Here is a 17,644-nt window from a genome sequence, read left to right on the forward strand (position 1 = left end):
GATCAGGCTCCCTCCTTCGTTGCGCCCTTGCCCGTCGTCTCGCCCGGGCCCGTCTTCTCGCCCTGGCCCGCGACGAGCGCCCGCTCGCGCTCGCGCAGTTCGGTCTTCAGCACCTTGCCGTAGTTGTTCTTGGGCAGCGCCTCGGTGAAGCGCCAGCGCTTGGGCCGCTTGAAGCGCGCGATGTGCTCCAGGCAGTGCGCGTCGAGCTCGGCCTCGGCCGCCGGGGCGCGCAGCACCACCCAGGCCACGACCACCTCGCCCCAGTCCGCATCCGGCGCGCCGATCACGCTGACCTCGGCCACCGCCGGATGCGTGAGCAGCGCTTCCTCGACCTCGCGCGGGTAGATGTTGGTGCCGCCGCTGATGATCAGGTCCTTGCTGCGGTCGAGCAGGGTCAGGAAGCCGTCGGCATCCAGCGCGCCGACGTCGCCGGTGTGGAGCCAGCCGTCGCGGATGGCTTTCGCCGTGGCGGCCGGGTCCTTCCAGTAGCCCTTCATCACCACCTCGCCGCGCACGCAGACCTCGCCCGGCTCGCCGGCAGGCAGCGCGCGGCCGTCGGCGTCGCGCACCGAGACCTCGACCATCGGCTGCGCGTAGCCCACCGAGGCCAGGCGCTCGCGGTGGCGCGGCTGCGCGCGGTCCAGGACCACGTGCTTCGGCAACACCGTGATCGTCATCGGGCTCTCGCCCTGGCCGTAGATCTGCGCGAAGTGCGGGCCGATCACCGCCAGCGCGCGCTCGATGTCGGCCAGGTACATCGGCCCGCCACCGTAGCAGATCGTGGCCAGGCCCTCGATCGGGCGGGCGCCCGCGCCGCCGGCAGCGCGCGCCGACGCCCACTCGACCAGCCGGTGCACCATCGTGGGCGCCGCGAAGAACGAGGCGTTGCGCCAGCGCGCGGCCAGCGCCGCGATCTCGGCGCCGTCGAAGCCGCCCGAGGCCGGCACCACGTTGAGCCCGCCGTTCAGCACGTAGGGCAGGTGATAGAGGCCGCCGCCGTGCGACAGCGGCGCCGGATGCAGCATGGCGTCGCCGGGCGACACCGGCTGGACCTCGGCGAGATACGCCATCGTGCACCAGCGCAGGTTGCGCACGGTGAGCTGCACGCCCTTGGGCCGGCCGGTGGTGCCGCTGGTGTAGAACAGCCAGGCGTCGTCGTCCTCGGCGCGCTCGGCAATGTCCGCGGGCGGCAGGCCGGAAACCTCGGGCAGGGCCTCGGCGCCGACCAGCCCGCAGCCTGCCGGCAGGTGCGCGCCCAGCGTCCGGCCGCGCTCGGCATCGACCAGGCAGAGCCTGGCCCCGCTGTGTCCCAGGATGTAGGCCGCCTCGCGGCCGTGCAGCTTGGCGTTGATCGGCACCGCCACCAGCCCGGCCCACCAGACGGTCCACAGCCAGACCAGGTAGTCCGGGGCGTTGCCGCGGAACAGGCCCACCCGGTCGCCTGGCGCCAGCCCGCGGCCGCGCAGCCAGTGCGCGCCGCGCGCCGCGCGATCGGCGAACTCGCGATAGTTGCAGACGACCGTGTCGCCGTGCGCAAGCGCCGGCCGGTCGCCGAAGATCGCGGCGCTGCGCGCCAGCCAGTGCGCCAGGTTCATTCGACCCGCTCCAGGATGCTCACGCAGTTGGAAACGCCCGCGCCGCCCATGTTGAACACGCCCGCGAGCCGGGCCGGCGGCAGCCTGTCCGCGCCGAAGCGCCCGAGCAGCAGCCACGAGGCCAGCACGTGCATCGACACGCCGGTGGCGCCGATCGGGTGGCCCTTGGCCTTCAGACCGCCCGACACGTTCACCGGCAGCCGGCCGCCAGGATGCACGATGCCCTCTTCGAGCACGCGCGCCCCCTGGCCGCGTGCGGCCAGCCCCATCGCCTCGTACTGCATCAGCTCGGCGATCGTGAAGCAATCGTGGGTCTCCACGCAGTCCAGGTCGGCCAGCGACAGGCCTGCGCGGTCCAGCGCCAGCCGCCAGGCCTCGCGGCAGCCGGCCAGCTCGCTCATGTCGCGCGCCGACATCGGCATCAGGTCGGTGACCTGGGCGGTGGCGCGCAGCCGCACCGCCGGCTTGCCGGCGGGCCGCGCATCGGCCGCGGCCAGCACCACCGCCGCCGCGCCGTCGGAGATCGGCGAACAGTCGGTGCGAAGCAGGCGGCCGGCCACCCTCGGGTTGCCGGGCGACTCGGTCGCGCAGAAGGACTCGTCGATCGCCTGGCGCAGTTGCGCGAAGGGGTTGTCGGCGCCGTTGGCGTGGTTCTTCGCGGCGATCTTCGCCATCGCCGTCTCGGGCGCGCCGAAGCGGGCGGCGTAGGCGTCGGCGATCTTCGCGAACGCGCCCGCGAAGCCGGCCGGCGTGTCGGCCTCCTCGGCCACGTAGCCGGCGGCCAGCAGGGCCTGGCCCACCTCGCGGGTCGGCAGCCGCGACATGCTCTCCACCCCGATCGCCAGCACCCGGCGCGCGTCGCCCGCCCGGATCGCCTGCGCGCCCTGGTGGACCGCGGCGGTGCCGGTGGCGCAGGCGTTCTCGACCCGGGTGGCGGGCTTGAAGCGCAGCCCCGGCAGCAGGCCGCCGGCCAGCCCGGCGGTGAAGCCCTGGCGCGACAGGCCGTGATTGAAGTGGCCGACGAAGATCCCGTCGATTTCCGAGGCCTCGAGCCCGGCGTCGTCGAGCGCCTGCTGCGCCACCGCGCGCATCAGCGACTCCACGTCGCGGTCAGGGAACTTGCCGAAACGGGTGTGGCCGAAGCCCACCAGATCAACCGCCGACATCCTCGTCTCCTTGTCTGGCATAAGATCGGCCGGGCGCCGCGCACCGGCGCGTCTCCGGACAGGAATCGAACAGTAGCCGTCCATGGCCACCGCGCAAAGTCGTGAAACTACGCCACCGGCCGCCACGGCGGGCGATGCGGAGCACGCTGCGCTCTGCGCCGCGCTCGCGCCGCTGGGCCTGTGCCTGTCGCGCGAGCGGACCATCGCCTGGTGCAATCCGGCCTTCGCGCGGATGTTCGGCTACGAACCCGTCGAGCTCGAGGGCACCAGCCTGGAACGCCTGTACCCGAGCAGCCAGGAGTTCGCCCGGATCGGCGAGCGCGGCCTGCGCCGGATGCAGGCCACCGGCGAGTACGGCGACGAGCGGCTGATGCGCCACCGCAGCGGCCGGCTGATCTGGTTCCGGGTGCACGGCCGCAGCGCCGACGCGGCCGCCCCCTTCGCGCTGGCCGCCTGGACCTTCGAGCCGCTGGGCGGCCATCCCCACCCGGGAGCGCCGGGCGCCCCCGGCGCGCTCACGCCGCGCGAGCGCGAGGTGCTCACCGGCCTGGTGCGCGGCGAGACCAGCAAGGAGAGCGCGCGCCATCTCGGAATCAGCCCTCGCACGGTGGAGAAGTACCGCGCGCGCCTGATGGCGAAGTACCATGCACCGAACGCCGCGGCACTGGTGCAGAAGGTGCTCGGCGTGCCCTGAGCACGCGGCACGCGCCCGCCGCGCCGCCCGGCGAATTCCACGCATCCAGCCCCAAGCCCATGCCCGACGCCACCCTCACCCGCAAGATCCTGGACGCCGTCGACGCCGGCTTCGACGCGCAGATCCGCTTCACCGCCGACCTGGTCGCCAGCCCCTCGCTGCGCGGCCAGGAGGCACCCGCGCAGGACATGATGGCGCGCGCTTTCCGCGAGCGCGGCCTGAGCGTGGACCGCTGGAAGATCGAGGTCGACGACATCCGTCACCTGCCCGGCTTCTCGCCGGTGGCGATCTCCTACGACAACGCGTTCAACGTGGTCGGCACGCAACGCCCGAGAAAGGGCGGCGGCCGGTCGCTGATCCTGAACGGCCACATCGACGTGGTGCCCACCGGCCCGCTCGACATGTGGACCGATCCGCCCTTCGCGCCGAAAGTGAAGGGCGGCTGGCTCTACGGCCGCGGCGGCGGCGACATGAAGGCCGGCCTGGTCGGCAACCTGTTCGCGCTCGACGCGCTGGCCCGCATCGGGCTCGCGCCCGCCGGCGAGGTCTACCTGCAATCGGTGGTCGAGGAAGAATGCACCGGCAACGGCGCGCTGGCCTGCCTGCAGCGCGGCTATCGCGGCGATGCCGCGCTGATCCCCGAGCCCTTCGGCGAGACGCTGATGAGCACGCAGGTCGGCGTGATCTGGTTCCAGGTCAAGGTGCGCGGCCGGCCGGTGCACGTGATGACCGCCGGCTCGGGCGCCAACGCGATCGAGGCCTGCTTCCCGCTGGTATCGGCGCTGCACGCGCTCGAGCACGAGTGGAACGAGCGCGGCCATCCGGCCTTCGCCGGCCACGCGCATCCGATCAACTTCGTGCTCGCGAAGATCGAGGGCGGCGACTGGACCTCCAGCGTGCCGGCCTGGTGCACCTTCGACATGCGCATCGGCCTCTTCCCGGGCCAGGACCTGATGCAGGCCCGCGCCGAGGTCGAGGCCACGATCGCGAAGGCCGCGGCGAAGGACCCCTTCCTGGCCAAGCACCCGCCCGAGGTCGTCTACCATGGCTTCATGGCCGAAGGCTGGGTGCTGCCCGAGGACACCGAGGCCCAGCGCACCCTGGCCGCCGCTCACCAGGCGGTCACCGGCCAGCCGCTGCAGCCCTTCGCGAGCACCGGCACCACCGACGCCCGCTTCTTCGGCTTGTACGCCGACACCCCGGCGCTGGTCTACGGGCCGCGCGCCGAGTTCATCCACGGCTTCGACGAGCGCGTGGAGCTGGAGTCGGTGCGCCGCGTCACGCAGGCCACCGCGCTGTTCATCGCCGACTGGTGCGGCGTCGAGGAGAGGTAATGACCACCTTGCCCCCGCTCATCGAGGAGAACCACGCCGAGTTCACCGCCTGGCGCCGCGACATCCACGCGCATCCGGAGCTCGGCTTCGCCGAGAGCCGCACCGCCGAACTGGTCGCCACGCGCCTCGAGTCCTTCGGCATCGAGGTGCACCGCGGCGTCGGCCGCACCGGCGTGGTCGGCGTGCTGCGCAACGGCGCGTCGCCCCGCACCATCGGACTGCGCGCCGACATGGACGCCCTGCCGATCCAGGAGGCCAACAGCTTCGATCACCGCTCGCGCCATGACGGGCGCATGCACGCCTGCGGCCACGACGGCCACACCGCGATGCTGCTGGGCGCGGCCAAGGTGCTCGCCGCCACCCGCAACTTCGACGGCACCGTGCACTTCGTCTTCCAGCCGGCCGAGGAAGGCCTGGGCGGCGCGAAGGCGATGGTCGACGACGGCCTGTTCGAGCGCTTTCCCTGCGAATCGATCTTCGGCATGCACAACCGGCCCAAGCTGGCGGTGGGCCGCTTCGCGGTGCGCGCCGGCCCGATGATGGCCGGCGGCGCCTTCTTCGACATCGACATCACCGGCGTGGGCGCGCACGGGGCGCGGCCGGAGTCGGGCGTCGACCCGATCATGGTCGGCACGCAGATCGCGTCGGCCCTGCAGACGATCGTGTCGCGCAACGTGGCGCCGGTCGACACCGCGGTGCTGTCGATCACGCAGTTCCACGCCGGCGACGCCTACAACGTGATCCCGCAGACCGCCAGGCTGTCGGGCACGGTGCGGGCCTTCTCCAACGCCACGATGACGATGATCGGCGAGCACATGAAGCGCACCGCCGAGGGCGTCGCGCGGGCCATGGGCGCCACCGCGAAGGTCGACTTCCGGGTCAACTTCGCGCCCACGATCAACGATCCGGCGCAGGCCGAGTTCGCCGCGGCCGTCTGCGCCGAGCTGGTGGGCGCCCACAACGTGGAGCGCAACCCGCCGCTGATCATGGCGAGCGAGGACTTCTCCTTCATGCTCGAGCGGGTGCCCGGCTGCTACCTCAACATCGGCAACGGCGAGATCGAAGGCTCCTGCGAGGTCCACAACCCGGCCTACGACTTCAACGACGACGCGATCCCGCTCGGCGTGGGCTTCTTCGTGCGGGCCGTCGAGCACAAGCTGGCCCGGGGCTGAGGCTGCCGGCGCAGCGGCGAAGCGGCGAGGCGGCAGGCCCCCGCCGAAGGCCCTTCCGGAACCGCTTGTCCCGCTGCCGCGCTAGGACATTCGGACCGGGCGAGGCGGCGTTTCCTAGACTGGCGATAGCTCAGGAGACCGGAATGCCATCCATTCGCACCCGCAGGGACTTCCTTGCGCTGTCGGGCGCATCGTTGCTGCTCGGCGGCGCGGCAGCGCCCGGCGCCGGCCTGGCCGGCACGCTGCTCGCCCAGGCCCCCGCCGGTGGCGCCCAGGACTACCAGCCCCAGCGCGGCCAGTCCGGGAAAGACGTGATCTGGATCCCCACGCCCGACAAGCTGGTCACCCGCATGTTGTCCATGGCGCAGGTCTCGGCCTCGGACTTCGTGATCGACCTCGGCGCGGGCGACGGCAAGATCGTGATCGCCGCGGCCCGCGAGTTCGGCGCGAGAGGGCTGGGCGTCGAGTACGAGCCGCAGATGGTCGAGCATGCGCGACGCAACGCACAGGCAGCCGGGGTGGCCGACCGCGCGCGCTTCGAGAAGGCCGACATCTTCGAGTCGGACTTCTCGCCGGCCTCGGTCATCACGATGTACCTGCTGCCGCACCTGAACATGCGGCTGCGCCATCGCCTGATGGCGCTCAAGCCTGGCACCCGGGTCGTGTCGCACGAGTTCAGGCTCGGCAACTGGACGCCCGACGAGACTTCGCGCGTCGGCAGCGCGTCGACCCACCTGTGGCTGGTGCCCGCCAATTTCGGCGGCGACTGGCAGTTGCGCTTCCCGCAGCGCAAGGGGCCGGCGGTCGCCGCCCTGGCGGTCGAGCAGACCTTCCAGAACTTCCGCGGCCGCATCGTGTTCGAGGACTTCGAGACCAGTTTTCGCGAGCCGAAGGTCGCCGGCGACACGGTCCGGTTCGCGTTCACCGACGAGGAAGGCCGGCTGCGGCGCTTCGACGGCCGGATCGACGGCGACAACGTCTCGGGCACCGTCTACGACGGCGCGAGCGGGGCGCCCTTCACCGCCACCCGGATCGGCAAGGCGCCTGCGATCATCGGCTCGGCGCCGGCGCAGGAAAACGAGATCTACGACAACTGATGGCGCCCCCCGGCCCCGATCCGCAGCAGACGCTGTCGCTGCGCCACGCGATCGCGATCATCGTCGGCATCGTCATCGGCGCCGGGATCTTCAAGGCGCCGTCGCTGGTCGCGCAGTTCACCGGCTCGCCCGGCTGGATGTTCGCCGCCTGGGCGGGCGGGGCGCTGGTCTCGCTGATCGGCGCGCTTTGCTATGCCGAGCTCGCCGCCGCCTGGCCCCATGCCGGGGGCGACTACCACTTCCTGCATCGGGCCTACGGCCGGCGCGTGGCCTTCCTGTTCGCCTGGGCCCGCTTCTCGGTGATCACCACCGGCTCGATCGCCCTGCTGGCCTTCGTGTTCGGCGACTACATGAGCCAGATCCTCAGGCTGGGGCCGTTCAGCGAAGCCCTCTGGGCGGCGCTGGCGGTGATCGCGCTCACCTGGGTCAACCTGCGCGGCATCCAGACGGGCGCGCGCACCCAGGCCTGGCTCACGCTGGCCGAGGTGCTCGGACTGCTGCTGATCGTGGTCGCGGGACTGTGGCTGTTCGTGGGCGGCGACGGCGCCGCAGCGGGGGCGGCGGCAAGCGGCGCGGAGGCCGCAGCCGGCGCGACGGATGGCGCCTCCGGAGACGCCTCGGGGGCGTCCGGCGGCGCGCCCAGCCCCGCCGCCTTCGGCCTGGCCATGGTCTTCGTGCTGCTCACCTACGGCGGCTGGAACGAGGCGGCGTACCTGAGCGCCGAGCTGAAGGATTCCCGGCGCAACATGCTGCGCGCGCTGGTGGGCAGCATCGCGATCATCGCCGCGCTCTACCTGCTGGTGAACTGGGCCTATCTGCACGGGCTGGGCATCGGCGGCATGGCCGAGAGCAAGGCGGTGGCGGCCGATCTGCTGGGGGTGGCCTTCGGCCGCGCCGGCGAAACGCTGATCTCGGTCATGGTCGCGGTGGCCGCGCTCACCTCGATCAACGCCACGATGATCGTCGGCGCGCGCACCAACTTCGCGGTGGGCCGAGACTGGCCGGCGCTGGCCGCGCTGGGCCACTGGCATCCGGGGCGCGGCGTGCCGGTCAACGCGCTGCTGGCGCAGTCGGGCTTCGCGCTGGCGCTGGTGCTGCTGGGCAGCGGCACGCGCGGCGGCTTCCAGACCATGGTCGACTACACCGCGCCGGTGTTCTGGACCTTCTTTCTGCTGTGCACGATCGCGTTGATCGTGCTGCGGGTGCGCGAGCCGCACACCGAGCGGCCGTTCAGGGTGCCGCTGTACCCGCTGCTGCCGCTGGCCTTCGCGGCGGTCTGCGCCTACATGCTGTGGTCGTCGCTGGCCTACGTGCAGGTGGGCGCGCTGGTCGGGGTGGGTGTGCTGGTGCTGGGCGCGCTGCTGCTCTGGGCCATCGACGCGCTGGGCCGCCGCGGCGCGCGCGCCTCGCACAGCGCCTGACGGCCTCAGCCCGGCGAACGCTCCTCGCGATACAGGCCCAGCTTCTCCTGCGCCACCCGGTCGGAGAACGAGAACAGCACGGTGTCGACGCCGGCCCGCAGGCGGTAGCTCGTCCAGCCCGGTACCACGAACACGTCGCGCGGCGCGAAGGCCATCTGCTGCCCGCCCACCTCGACCGCGCCCTCGCCCTCGACGCACACGAAGATCATGCCGTCGGTCGATCGGAAAGGCAGCCCCTGGAAGCCCTTCGGCAGCAGGCGGATCGTCGGCGCCATGGTCGGCATGGCCCAGCCGCCGTCCACCGGATTCACGTAGCGCATCAGGTGGCCCAGGTGAGGGTCGGGATCGCCGGCGCGGGTCAGCGCGTGCAGCGCCTCCCGGGTGCGCGCGTACGGATAGTTGAAGATCGGGGAGTTGAGCGACGGCGCGCGATAGCCGACCGGCAGCAGGCCGGACCCATAGCGCGCCAGCGCGTCGCCGGTGGGCCGCGCGATCTCGGCCGCCTCGGCGTGGTGGTCCTCGCGGAAGGTGGCGTTGTAGTGCGCCACCATGGGGATGTCCAGGCCGTCGAGCCAGACCATCGGTCCGCTGCCCTCGTTGCCGTGGTGGTGCCAGGTCCAGCCCGGGGTGATCACGAAGTCGCCGGGCGCCATCAGCGTCTTCTCGCCGTCCACCGCCGTGTAGGCGCCGCTGCCCTCGATCACGAAGCGCAGCGCCGACTGCGTGTGCCGATGCGCCGGCGCGATCTCGCCGGGCATGATCAGCTGCAGGCCCGCGTACAGCGTGCCGGTGGCCTGCGAGCTGCCCCGCAGCGCCGGGTTCTCCAGGATCAGCACGCGGCGCTCGGCCTCGCGGGCCGAGATGTGCTCGGCCGACTCCATGATGTACGGCCGCACCTCGTCGTAGCGCCACAGGCAGGGCACGCCGACCGGCGTCGGGTCCTTGGGCACCAGGGACTTCAGCCGCGTCCACAGGGGCGCCATGCTGCGCGCGTCGAGCCGCTGGTAGAAGGCCTCGCGGCTCGCGGCGGTCGCGGCGGCGGTCGTGACGGGCGGGGTGCTCATCGTGTCCTCCGGTGTCGGCTCAATCGGCCAGGCAGGTCTCGACCTGCCAGCCGTACAGCCACTCGAGCGCGTCGTAGAAGCGCTCCGGGGTGCGGCTCTTCCAAAGGTCGTTGCGCACCAGGCGCTCCACGCCCTTCGCGTGGTAGATCCGGCCCATCTCGCGGGTGGACAGCACCACCCGCGCGGTGCGGGTGACCCGCGAGCGCTCGTAGCGCCCGAAGGCCGTCACGAAGTCGCCCTTCTGCGCGCGCAAGGCCTCGCCCAGCGTGACCGCGTCTTCCAGCGCCATGCAGGCGCCCTGCGCCAGGTACTGCAGCAGCGGGTGGGCGGCGTCGCCGAGCAGCGTGGCGCGGCCGTGCGACCAGCGCTCGATCGGCTCTCGATCGGCGGTGGCCCAGCGCTTCCAGCTCCTGGGCAGCTTCAGCAGCCGGCGCGGCCGGTCGCAGATGCCGTCGAAGTAGGCGTTCACCTCCTCGGGGCTGCCGTCGGTCACGCCCCAGGTCTCCTTCTGCCGGCTGTGGAAGGTGACGACCAGGTTGTACTGCTCGCCGCCACGCAAGGGGTAGTGGACCAGGTGGCAGTTCGGGCCCACCCAGATCGCCGGCGCGTTCCAGCGAAGATCCTCGGGAAAGTCCTCGGCGTCGACCACCGCCCGGTAGACCACGTGGCCCGACACCCGAACGTCGTCGCCCACCAGGTGCTGGCGCACCACCGAGCGCACACCGTCGCAGCCGATCAGCGCCGCGCCCTGGAACGCGTTGCCGCGCTGGTCGCGCACCGTGACGCCGTCGGCCCGGTTGTCGATCGCCACGATCCGGGTCGAGGTGCGGAAGTCGATCCGGTCGGATTCCCGCACGCCCTCGAGCAGCGACTGGTGAACGTCGGCGCGATGGATCACCGCATAGGGATTGCCGAAGCGCTTGCGGAAGGCCTCGCCCACCGGCACCGAGGCGACTTCGGAGCCGTCGACCGCGTCCATCATCACCATGCGGTCGGTGAAGACCGCGCGGGCGCGCGCGCGCTCGCCCACGCCGAGGGCGTCGAAGGCGGCAAAGGCATTCGGGCCGAGCTGGATGCCCGCGCCGATTTCGCCGATGTGCTCGGCCTGCTCGAGCACGGTGGCGCGCAGGCCCCGGCGCGAGAGCGCCAGCGCCGCGGCCAGCCCGCCGATGCCGCCGCCGACGATCAGGATTCGATCAGACATCGCCTTCCGCCTGTCGATCGAAGGACAGCTCGACCATCACCCCGGCCGGATCCCGAACGAACAGCTGGATGACCGGGTTGCCCTCCCTGCGCTGCTCGCGGAACTGCAGGCCGGCGGCGTCCAGCCGCCCCTTCAGCGCGGCGAGGCCGGTCATGCGGAAGCAGACGTGGTTGAAGCGTCCGGTGGGCTGCGCCAGCGCGAGCTCGTCTTCGGAATACGAGGCGAGGTGCAGGGCGGCCAGCCGTCCGCCGTCGACGTAGAGCCAGTGGCCGGGAAAGTTGAAGTTCGGCCGCTCGCCTTCGACGAGCCCCACGATGCCGGTGTAGAAGCGCAGCATCTCGGGCAGCCGCGCCGACGGAACGGACAGGTTCACATGGTCTATCGCGGTCACGGTCATCTGCGTCTCCCCCAGGACATGGGCGTCGGGCCGGCCGCTGGTAATCTCCCCGGCCATGAACGCACAGGCCAGACCACCGAAGCCCGCCGCACCCGTGCTCACCCTCAACGAGGAAGCGTACCGCAGACTCGAGGAGCTGATCGTCACGCTCGAGCTCGAGCCGGGCTGCGTCGTGTCGGAAGCGATGCTCAGCGAGCGGATCGGCATCGGAACCACCCCGATCCGCGAGGCGTTGCAGCGCCTCGCTCGCGAGTACCTGGTGCAGATCCTGCCGCGTCGCGGCGTCGTCGTCACCGCGATCGATGTCCGCCTGCAGCTCCAGGTGCTGGAGGCACGACGCGAGCTCGACCGCCTGATCGCCCGCTCGGCCGCCCGCCGCGCCAGCGCGGCCGAGCGGGCCCGGATCGGGGAGATCGGGGCGCGGATGCTGAAGGCGGGAAGGAAAGGGGACCTCCACGGTTTCCTGCGGCTCGACGACGCGTTGAACCAGCAGGCCGCACACGCGGCCCGCAACGAGGTCGCAGCCAATGCCGTGGCCGCGCTGCACGCTGTCTCGCGGCGCTTCTGGTTCCACCACCAGGCCGACAGCCCGCTCTCGGCCGAGACGGTCGCGCTTCACGCGGCGGTGGCCGAGGCGATCGGCAGCGGGGACGAGGCGCGCGCCGCAGCGTCGTCGGACGCGCTGATCGACCACCTGTTCGAATTCGCGCGCGCCACGCTTCCGGACACCTGAGCCGGCGCGCCAGGCCCGGCGCCCGTTCCGCGCGGACGACCCTCGCGGCTTCCTCTTGCCGCTGGCATCCCCTTGTCACTGGCATGCCAGTGATATACCATCAGGTCTCGACAACCTGCCGGAGGCGCCCGATGCAGCTCACCGCGGAACAACTCGACCGGTACCAGCGCGACGGCTTCGTCGTGCTGCCCGGCCTCTTCTCGCCCGAGGAAGTGGCGGCGATGAAGGCCGAGCTCGCCCGCATCCAGGCGATCGACACGGACCATCTGGTCCGCGAGCGCATCGGCGGCGTCGCCAAGACGATCTACCGGGTGCACGAGTCCGACGGGCCCACCGCATCGCCGGTCTTCCACGCTGCGGCGCGCAGCCCGCGCCTGCTCCTGCCCGCCCGACAGCTGCTGGGCGACGAAGCGCTATACGTCCATCACACGAAGTGCAACCTGAAGACGGCGATCGACGGCTCGGTCTGGCAGTGGCACCAGGACTACGGCACCTGGAGGAACGACGGCGTTCCCGGCGCCGATCCGATGAGCACCGCCCTGTTGATGCTCGACGAGCCGACCGAGGCCAACGGCTGCCTGTATTTCATTCCCGGCAGCCACAAGGCGGGACTGGTCGAGCCCGAGTTCGACGACCGCACGACTTCCTACAAGCTCTGGGTGGTGCCGAAACCGCGACTGATCGAGATCATGGCGCGGAGCCCGGATCCGGTGCCCATCGTCGGCAAGCCGGGCGCCGTCGTCTTCTTCCATCCGCTGATCCTTCACGCATCGGGGCACAACCTGTCGCGCTTCGACCGCTGGCAGGTGTACTTCGTCTACAACCGCGTGAGCAACCGGCCGCACGAGGTGCCGAATCCGCGGCCCGACTACGTCCGATCCACCAATTGGCAGGCGCTTCAGGTCGGCTCCGATGAGCTGCTCGCGCCTCCGAGGGAAGCCGCCCATGCCTGAAGTCCTTGCCGCGCAACGCCCGCCTCACCGGCCTGTCGTCGATCGGGCCCTGCTCGCCGAGTACCGCGAACGCGGCTTCGTCACGGTCCCTCAGGTCCTCGAGGCTTCGCTGGTCGAGGCGCTTCGCGGCGCGACCTCGCGCCTGTGGGAGGCCGGCCGCTCGCTTGCCGCGAAGACCTCGCACTACGACCTCTCGGCCGGCCACCGCGCGGACAGCCCGCGGATCCGCCGCGTGTCGAGCCCGACCGAACTGGACCCCGTGTTCGAGCAGGCCGCCTTCGATTCGGTGCTCGGCGACATCGCCGCGGACCTGATCGGTGGACCGGTCAAGTTCTATCACTCGAAGATCAACTTCAAGCTGCCCGGCGGCGGCGAGGAGATCGGCTGGCACCAGGACTGGCCGGTGTTCCCGCACACCAACGCGAACCTGGTCGCGCTCAGCGTGCCGCTCACGCCCTCGCGCAAGGCCAACGGCTGCCTGCGCACGATTCCGGGCAGCCACCGCGGCGGGGCACGCAGCCATTGGGCCGACGGGCGCTACGTGCTCAACTGCAACCAGAGCATGAGCGCCGGGGAGCTGGCCACCGCCGAGGACAGCGAGGTGGACCCGGGCGACGTCGTGGCGCACCACGGACTGGTGGTCCACGGATCGGCGCCGAACCCCTCGCCCGACATCCGCACCACCTGGATCATCCAGTACGCCGCGGCCGATGCCTTCGCCTACACCGCGCCGGTCATCGACAGTCGGCACCGCAACCGGATGGTGCGTGGCGAGCCGGCCACCCACGCGCGGGTGGAGGCCGGCCTCATCGAGCTTCCGCCGGACTTCAGCGGCGGGTACTCGTCGATCTATTCCCTGCAGACCGAGCGGCGCCGCTGAGCATCAGTCGACCTTGATGCCGGCCGTCGAGATCAACGCCTTGAACATCGCGCTGTCGGCGGCGACGGTCTTCGCGAACTGGGCGGGATTCTCGTAGTCGGGGTACTGGCTGAAGGCTTCCATCTTCGACTTGGCGGCAGGGTCCGCGAGCGCCTTCTGCACTTCCGCAGACATCCGGTCGACGACGGCGGCAGGCGTGCCCTTGGGCGCAAAGAGGCCGAACCAACTGCTCGTGTCCATCGGATAGCCAAGCTCGGCCGTGGTCGGAACATCAGGAAGTTCGGGGTGCCGGTACTTGCCCGTCGCGGCGAGCGGCTTCGCCTGGCCCGCCTTGATCGCGGTCAGCGCAACCGAATCGTAGATCAGGTCTATCTGGCCGCCGATCAGGTCGTTCAGCGCCGGCGCCGAGCCCTTGTAGGGCACATGCAACGTCTTGATCCCGGCCTTCATGTTGACGATCTCGCCGATCAAGTGCGTAATCGTCGCGGTTCCGGCCGAGCCGAAAGTCAGCTTTCCCGGAGACTTCCTGGCAAGCTCGACCAGTTCCTTGAAGTCGTTGGCCGGAAGATCCTTCCGCGCGACCGCCATGCCGTAGCTCCCGGAGACCTTGGCGATCGGCGTCAGGTCGGCAGGATCGTAGGGGACCTTGCGCAAGTGCGGCGTGATGGCCACCACAGCGGTGGGCGCGAGAAGGAAGGTGTAGCCGTCGGCCGGTGCGCTGGCCGCCGCCTGGGCGCCGATCGTGGCCCCAGCTCCAGCGCGATTCTCGACCACGATCGGCTGCCCGATTGCCTGTCCGACCCGCTCGCCGATGAAACGGGCGATGTGATCCGAATTCCCGCCCGCCGGATACGGCACGATGAGTCGCACTGGCTTGGCGGGCCAGTCGTTGGCCATGGAAGGGCTCGTTGCGATCGACAAGGCGGCAAGCACGCCGCCCATCACGAGGGTACGTCGCTTCATGACTTCGGTCTCCTTATGAAGTGTCAAACGGCCGGCAGGTCAGCGGCCAGTGAAACGGGGGGCGCGCTTCTCGCGGAATGCCAGCATGCCTTCCTCGATGTCCGCGCTGTCCCTGACGATTCCGAGCTCCCGCTGCGCACGGCCCATCTTCTCGGAGGGTCCTTGGGCCAATACCGACTCGGTGACGAATCGCTTGATCGTCTGCAGCACCAGCGGCGCCATCCCCGCCAGTTCGCGCGCCATCGCCAGCGCCGCTTCGACCTGCTGGCCCTTCGGCACCACCTGGTTCACCAGGCCGATCTCGTGCGCGCGGGCCGCATCGACGGTGCGCCCGAGCATCATGATCTCCATGGCGATCTTGTGCGGAATTCGGCCCGCCAGACCGGCGATCATCCCGCCGGTGAATCCGAGCTTCGCTTCCGGATAGGAGAACCTGGCGTTGTCGGCCGCGACCATCAGGTCGCACATCATCGCAATGACCATCGCGCCGCCGACGCACCACCCGCCGACCGCACCGATGATGGGCTTGTCGGTCGAGATGCCGACGGTCGGCACGCAGCGCCACAGCTCCGGAAGATTGGTCACGTCGGCGCCGCCCGAGAAAGCCTCGTCACCGGTACCGGTCAGGACGGCGATGCGCTGCGTCCCGCTTCGATCGAACTCCGCAAAGGCGGCCTGGAGCTCCAGCGCAGTCTGTGCGCAGATCGCATTGCGCCTTTCGGGTCGGTTGATGGCGATCAGCGTGACGCCGTCGTCGTGGTTGGTGACAATGATCTTTTCCATTTCCGCTTTTCCTTTTTCCGCGTTCTTGAAGAGGGAGGGTGGCTCAGGCGCCGACGCGCAGGCGTGCATCGACCGCAACGCACCGGTCGACATCCACGATCAAGGGATTGACGTCGAGCTCGAACTCCTGGGATCCCAGGTCGTGCGCCAGCCAGCTCACGCGCACGATGGCATCGACCACCGCGTCGACGGCCAACGCCCTGCCGCGATACCCCGACAGCACGGGCCAGACCGACAGGGACTCCAGCATCCGCCGCGCATCGGCTGCGGCAATCGGCGCCCGCGCGATCGCACGGTCCGAAAGCAGTTCCACCAGCACGCCACCGGCACCGACGACGACGATCGGCCCGAACTGGGCGTCGCGGCGCGCGCCGACGATCACTTCCAGCTTTCCGGATGCCATCGTCTGGACCGACACACCATCGATGCGCGCTGTCGGCACCGCGGCGCGGGCCCGGTCGACGATCTGCCGATAGCACGCGGCTGCGCCAGCATCGTCGGCGATTCCCACGGCAACGCCTCCGACATCGGACTTGTGGACGATGTCGGCCGAGACGATCTTCATCACGACCGGGTAGCCCAGTTCCCGGGCCGCCGTGGCCGCCTCGTCCGCCCCGCGCACGAGCCGGGACTCGTTCACCGGCACACCGTAGCCGGCGAGGATCGCCTTCGATGCCGCCTCGTCGTACTGGCCTGCGGCAGGCGCGGCCACCGTGGCGCCGGCCGGCCGTTCGGGCCGCGTCCTGGGCACGAAGCCGCTGCGCGCATGCCAGGCGACCAGCGCATCGATTGCCTCGCCCGTGTGGTTGGTGAACGCGATGCCGCGCTCGCGCAGCACTGCGCGCGCCCGGTCGGCCGCACGGCCCGGCTGCATCACCCAGAACGCGGGTTTGCGCGATTGGCCCTGGTCGTCCGTCATGCCCGCCGCGAGCTGATCGGCCAGCCGCTCCATCATCGGCGCCGTGGTGATCGCGTAGAGGAGCGCGTCCGTGTTCGGATCGGCGGCCACGATCTCGGCCGTCACCTTCGAAACGTCGGCGGCGTCGTCGAACTTCCGCCCACCGAAGTCGACCGGATTCAGGCCCTGGCCCGGTGAGTAGTGCTCGTCCAGCGCAGCGCGCGTCGCCGGCGCGAAATCGGCCATCTTCAGTCCGCCGCTGCTGATCGCATCGGCGGCCAGCGCGCCGCCCCCGCCGGAAGTGGTCAGCACGGCCACGGTCTCGACCCTCGCGTCGGGGTGCCTGGCGAGTGCGGCGGCGAGGGTGATCATCGTGCCGGTGTCGTCGAGCATCGTGATGTTCTCGTCCCGGCACACCGATGCCAGCACCGCGTGCGAGCCCGCGATGCTCGCCGTGTGCGAGAACGCCGCGCGGCTGCCCGCATCGGTGCGGCCGGCCTTGACCGCCAGCCAGGGCTTGCCGGCCTCGCGCGCCCGGCGTGCGAGCTCGGCGAATCGCCGCGGGTCCTTGATGCCCTCGATGTAAGTGCAGATCACGCGAGTCCGCGGATCCTCGATCAGGTACTCCACGAAGTCGCACAGCTCGAGATCCGCCTGGTTGCCGACCGAGACGCAATGGGAGAAGCCGACGCCCATTTCGAGCGCCCGGTCGAAGATCGTGGCCATCAGCGCACCGCTCTGGCTGACGAAGCCGATCGGCCCAACCGGCAAGGCATCGACATCGAGCGCCGGTGACGAGCAAAGCACGACGCGATTGGCCGGGCTGATGATGCCCAGGCAGTTCGGGCCGATCAGGCGCATGCCATGGGCACGCGCGATCTCGACGATCTCCGCTTCCAGCGCCGCGCCTTCGGGGCCGGCGTCGGAGAACTTGGCGGTGATGATGATGCCGCCGCGCGCGCCACGCGCGGCAGCGGCCGCGATCTCGTCCTTGACCTTCGCGCGGGGCAAGGCCATGACGACCATGTCCGGTGCCTCGGGTGTGGCCGAGACCGAGGGCACGGTCTTGATGCCGAACAGGCTCTCGCGGCCCGGATTCACGGGATAGATGGTGCCGGCGTAGCCGTGCTTGATCAGCATCCGGTACAGCCGGCCGCCGAACTTGGTCTGGTCTTCCGAGGCGCCGATCACCGCGACCGAACGGGGGGCGAGCAACTGCGAAACCTCGGCCACCGGCACAGGGGCCGACGGGGCGGGAGCATTCATGTTCATTTCTCCTGATTGGGTTCT

Annotated in this window: 16 protein-coding genes; 8 read left to right on the forward strand and 8 right to left on the reverse strand. The window is 70.8% G+C overall.

The window, feature by feature from the left end; all coding sequences use genetic code 11:
* Positions 1–2: 2 nt before the first annotated feature.
* On the reverse strand, positions 3–1,595 hold the full coding sequence (locus tag FHP08_RS13270; protein ID WP_147704957.1) for an AMP-binding protein: 1,593 nt from the start codon (positions 1,593–1,595) through the stop codon (positions 3–5).
* Complete coding sequence (locus FHP08_RS13275; RefSeq protein WP_147704958.1) at positions 1,592–2,761, reverse strand: thiolase domain-containing protein; 1,170 nt, start codon at positions 2,759–2,761, stop codon at positions 1,592–1,594. The genes FHP08_RS13270 and FHP08_RS13275 overlap by 4 nt, the downstream gene beginning before the upstream one ends.
* Positions 2,762–2,843: 82 nt before the next feature.
* Between FHP08_RS13275 and FHP08_RS13280 the strand changes: the two genes are divergently transcribed.
* From FHP08_RS13280 to FHP08_RS13300, 5 genes are all read left to right on the forward strand, one after another.
* Positions 2,844–3,455: a LuxR C-terminal-related transcriptional regulator gene (locus FHP08_RS13280; protein WP_147704959.1), complete on the forward strand. Its 612-nt coding sequence runs from the start codon at positions 2,844–2,846 to the stop codon at positions 3,453–3,455.
* Between the two features lie 59 nt (positions 3,456–3,514).
* Positions 3,515–4,789 (forward strand): ArgE/DapE family deacylase, encoded by a 1,275-nt coding sequence (locus tag FHP08_RS13285; RefSeq protein WP_147704960.1) that lies wholly within the window; start codon positions 3,515–3,517, stop codon positions 4,787–4,789.
* Positions 4,789–5,961, forward strand: a complete 1,173-nt coding sequence (locus FHP08_RS13290) for a M20 aminoacylase family protein (protein ID WP_147704961.1) — start codon at positions 4,789–4,791, stop codon at positions 5,959–5,961. Before FHP08_RS13285 ends, FHP08_RS13290 begins: the two co-directional genes overlap by 1 nt.
* A gap of 143 nt (positions 5,962–6,104) precedes the next feature.
* Entirely contained in the window at positions 6,105–7,058 is a 954-nt protein-coding gene (locus FHP08_RS13295; RefSeq protein WP_147704962.1) for a class I SAM-dependent methyltransferase, read from the forward strand.
* Positions 7,058–8,479 (forward strand): APC family permease, encoded by a 1,422-nt coding sequence (locus FHP08_RS13300; protein WP_147704963.1) that lies wholly within the window; start codon positions 7,058–7,060, stop codon positions 8,477–8,479. The genes FHP08_RS13295 and FHP08_RS13300 overlap by 1 nt, the downstream gene beginning before the upstream one ends.
* Before the next feature lie 5 nt (positions 8,480–8,484).
* Here the strand turns inward: FHP08_RS13300 and gtdA are convergent, their stop codons facing one another.
* The 3 genes from gtdA to FHP08_RS13315 are packed head-to-tail and all read right to left on the reverse strand — an operon-like array spanning position 8,485 to position 11,144.
* The gene (gtdA, locus tag FHP08_RS13305; RefSeq protein WP_147704964.1) at positions 8,485–9,543 is read right to left on the reverse strand and encodes a gentisate 1,2-dioxygenase; all 1,059 of its coding nucleotides are present in this window, start codon (positions 9,541–9,543) and stop codon (positions 8,485–8,487) included.
* Between the two features lie 19 nt (positions 9,544–9,562).
* The gene (locus FHP08_RS13310) at positions 9,563–10,747 is read right to left on the reverse strand and encodes a 3-hydroxybenzoate 6-monooxygenase (RefSeq protein ID WP_147704965.1); all 1,185 of its coding nucleotides are present in this window, start codon (positions 10,745–10,747) and stop codon (positions 9,563–9,565) included.
* Positions 10,740–11,144: a VOC family protein gene (locus tag FHP08_RS13315; RefSeq protein WP_187272292.1), complete on the reverse strand. Its 405-nt coding sequence runs from the start codon at positions 11,142–11,144 to the stop codon at positions 10,740–10,742. The genes FHP08_RS13310 and FHP08_RS13315 overlap by 8 nt, the downstream gene beginning before the upstream one ends.
* A 94-nt stretch (positions 11,145–11,238) precedes the next feature.
* On the opposite strand from FHP08_RS13315, the gene FHP08_RS13320 reads away from it, so the two are divergent.
* From FHP08_RS13320 to FHP08_RS13330, 3 genes are all read left to right on the forward strand, one after another.
* Entirely contained in the window at positions 11,239–11,877 is a 639-nt protein-coding gene (locus tag FHP08_RS13320; protein ID WP_222707894.1) for a GntR family transcriptional regulator, read from the forward strand.
* A gap of 131 nt (positions 11,878–12,008) precedes the next feature.
* Positions 12,009–12,830 (forward strand): phytanoyl-CoA dioxygenase family protein, encoded by an 822-nt coding sequence (locus FHP08_RS13325; protein ID WP_147704968.1) that lies wholly within the window; start codon positions 12,009–12,011, stop codon positions 12,828–12,830.
* Positions 12,823–13,710 carry a phytanoyl-CoA dioxygenase family protein gene (locus tag FHP08_RS13330; protein WP_187272293.1) on the forward strand — a complete coding sequence of 296 codons (888 nt, stop codon included), beginning with the start codon at positions 12,823–12,825 and terminating at the stop codon, positions 13,708–13,710. The genes FHP08_RS13325 and FHP08_RS13330 overlap by 8 nt, the downstream gene beginning before the upstream one ends.
* A gap of 3 nt (positions 13,711–13,713) precedes the next feature.
* Here the strand turns inward: FHP08_RS13330 and FHP08_RS13335 are convergent, their stop codons facing one another.
* From FHP08_RS13335 to FHP08_RS13345, 3 genes are read right to left on the reverse strand one after another with little or no spacing between them, the layout of a single operon-like run.
* Positions 13,714–14,673 carry a Bug family tripartite tricarboxylate transporter substrate binding protein gene (locus tag FHP08_RS13335; protein WP_147704970.1) on the reverse strand — a complete coding sequence of 320 codons (960 nt, stop codon included), beginning with the start codon at positions 14,671–14,673 and terminating at the stop codon, positions 13,714–13,716.
* Between the two features lie 39 nt (positions 14,674–14,712).
* The gene (locus FHP08_RS13340) at positions 14,713–15,549 is read right to left on the reverse strand and encodes an enoyl-CoA hydratase/isomerase family protein (RefSeq protein ID WP_225879132.1); all 837 of its coding nucleotides are present in this window, start codon (positions 15,547–15,549) and stop codon (positions 14,713–14,715) included.
* Positions 15,500–17,620, reverse strand: coding sequence for an acetate--CoA ligase family protein (locus FHP08_RS13345; RefSeq protein ID WP_147704971.1), 2,121 nt, complete (start codon positions 17,618–17,620; stop codon positions 15,500–15,502). Before FHP08_RS13345 ends, FHP08_RS13340 begins: the two co-directional genes overlap by 50 nt.
* Between the last annotated feature and the right edge of the window lie 24 nt (positions 17,621–17,644).

The sequence above is a fragment of the Zeimonas arvi genome, from assembly GCF_008039575.1.
GTDB lineage: Bacteria > Pseudomonadota > Gammaproteobacteria > Burkholderiales > Burkholderiaceae_E > Zeimonas > Zeimonas arvi.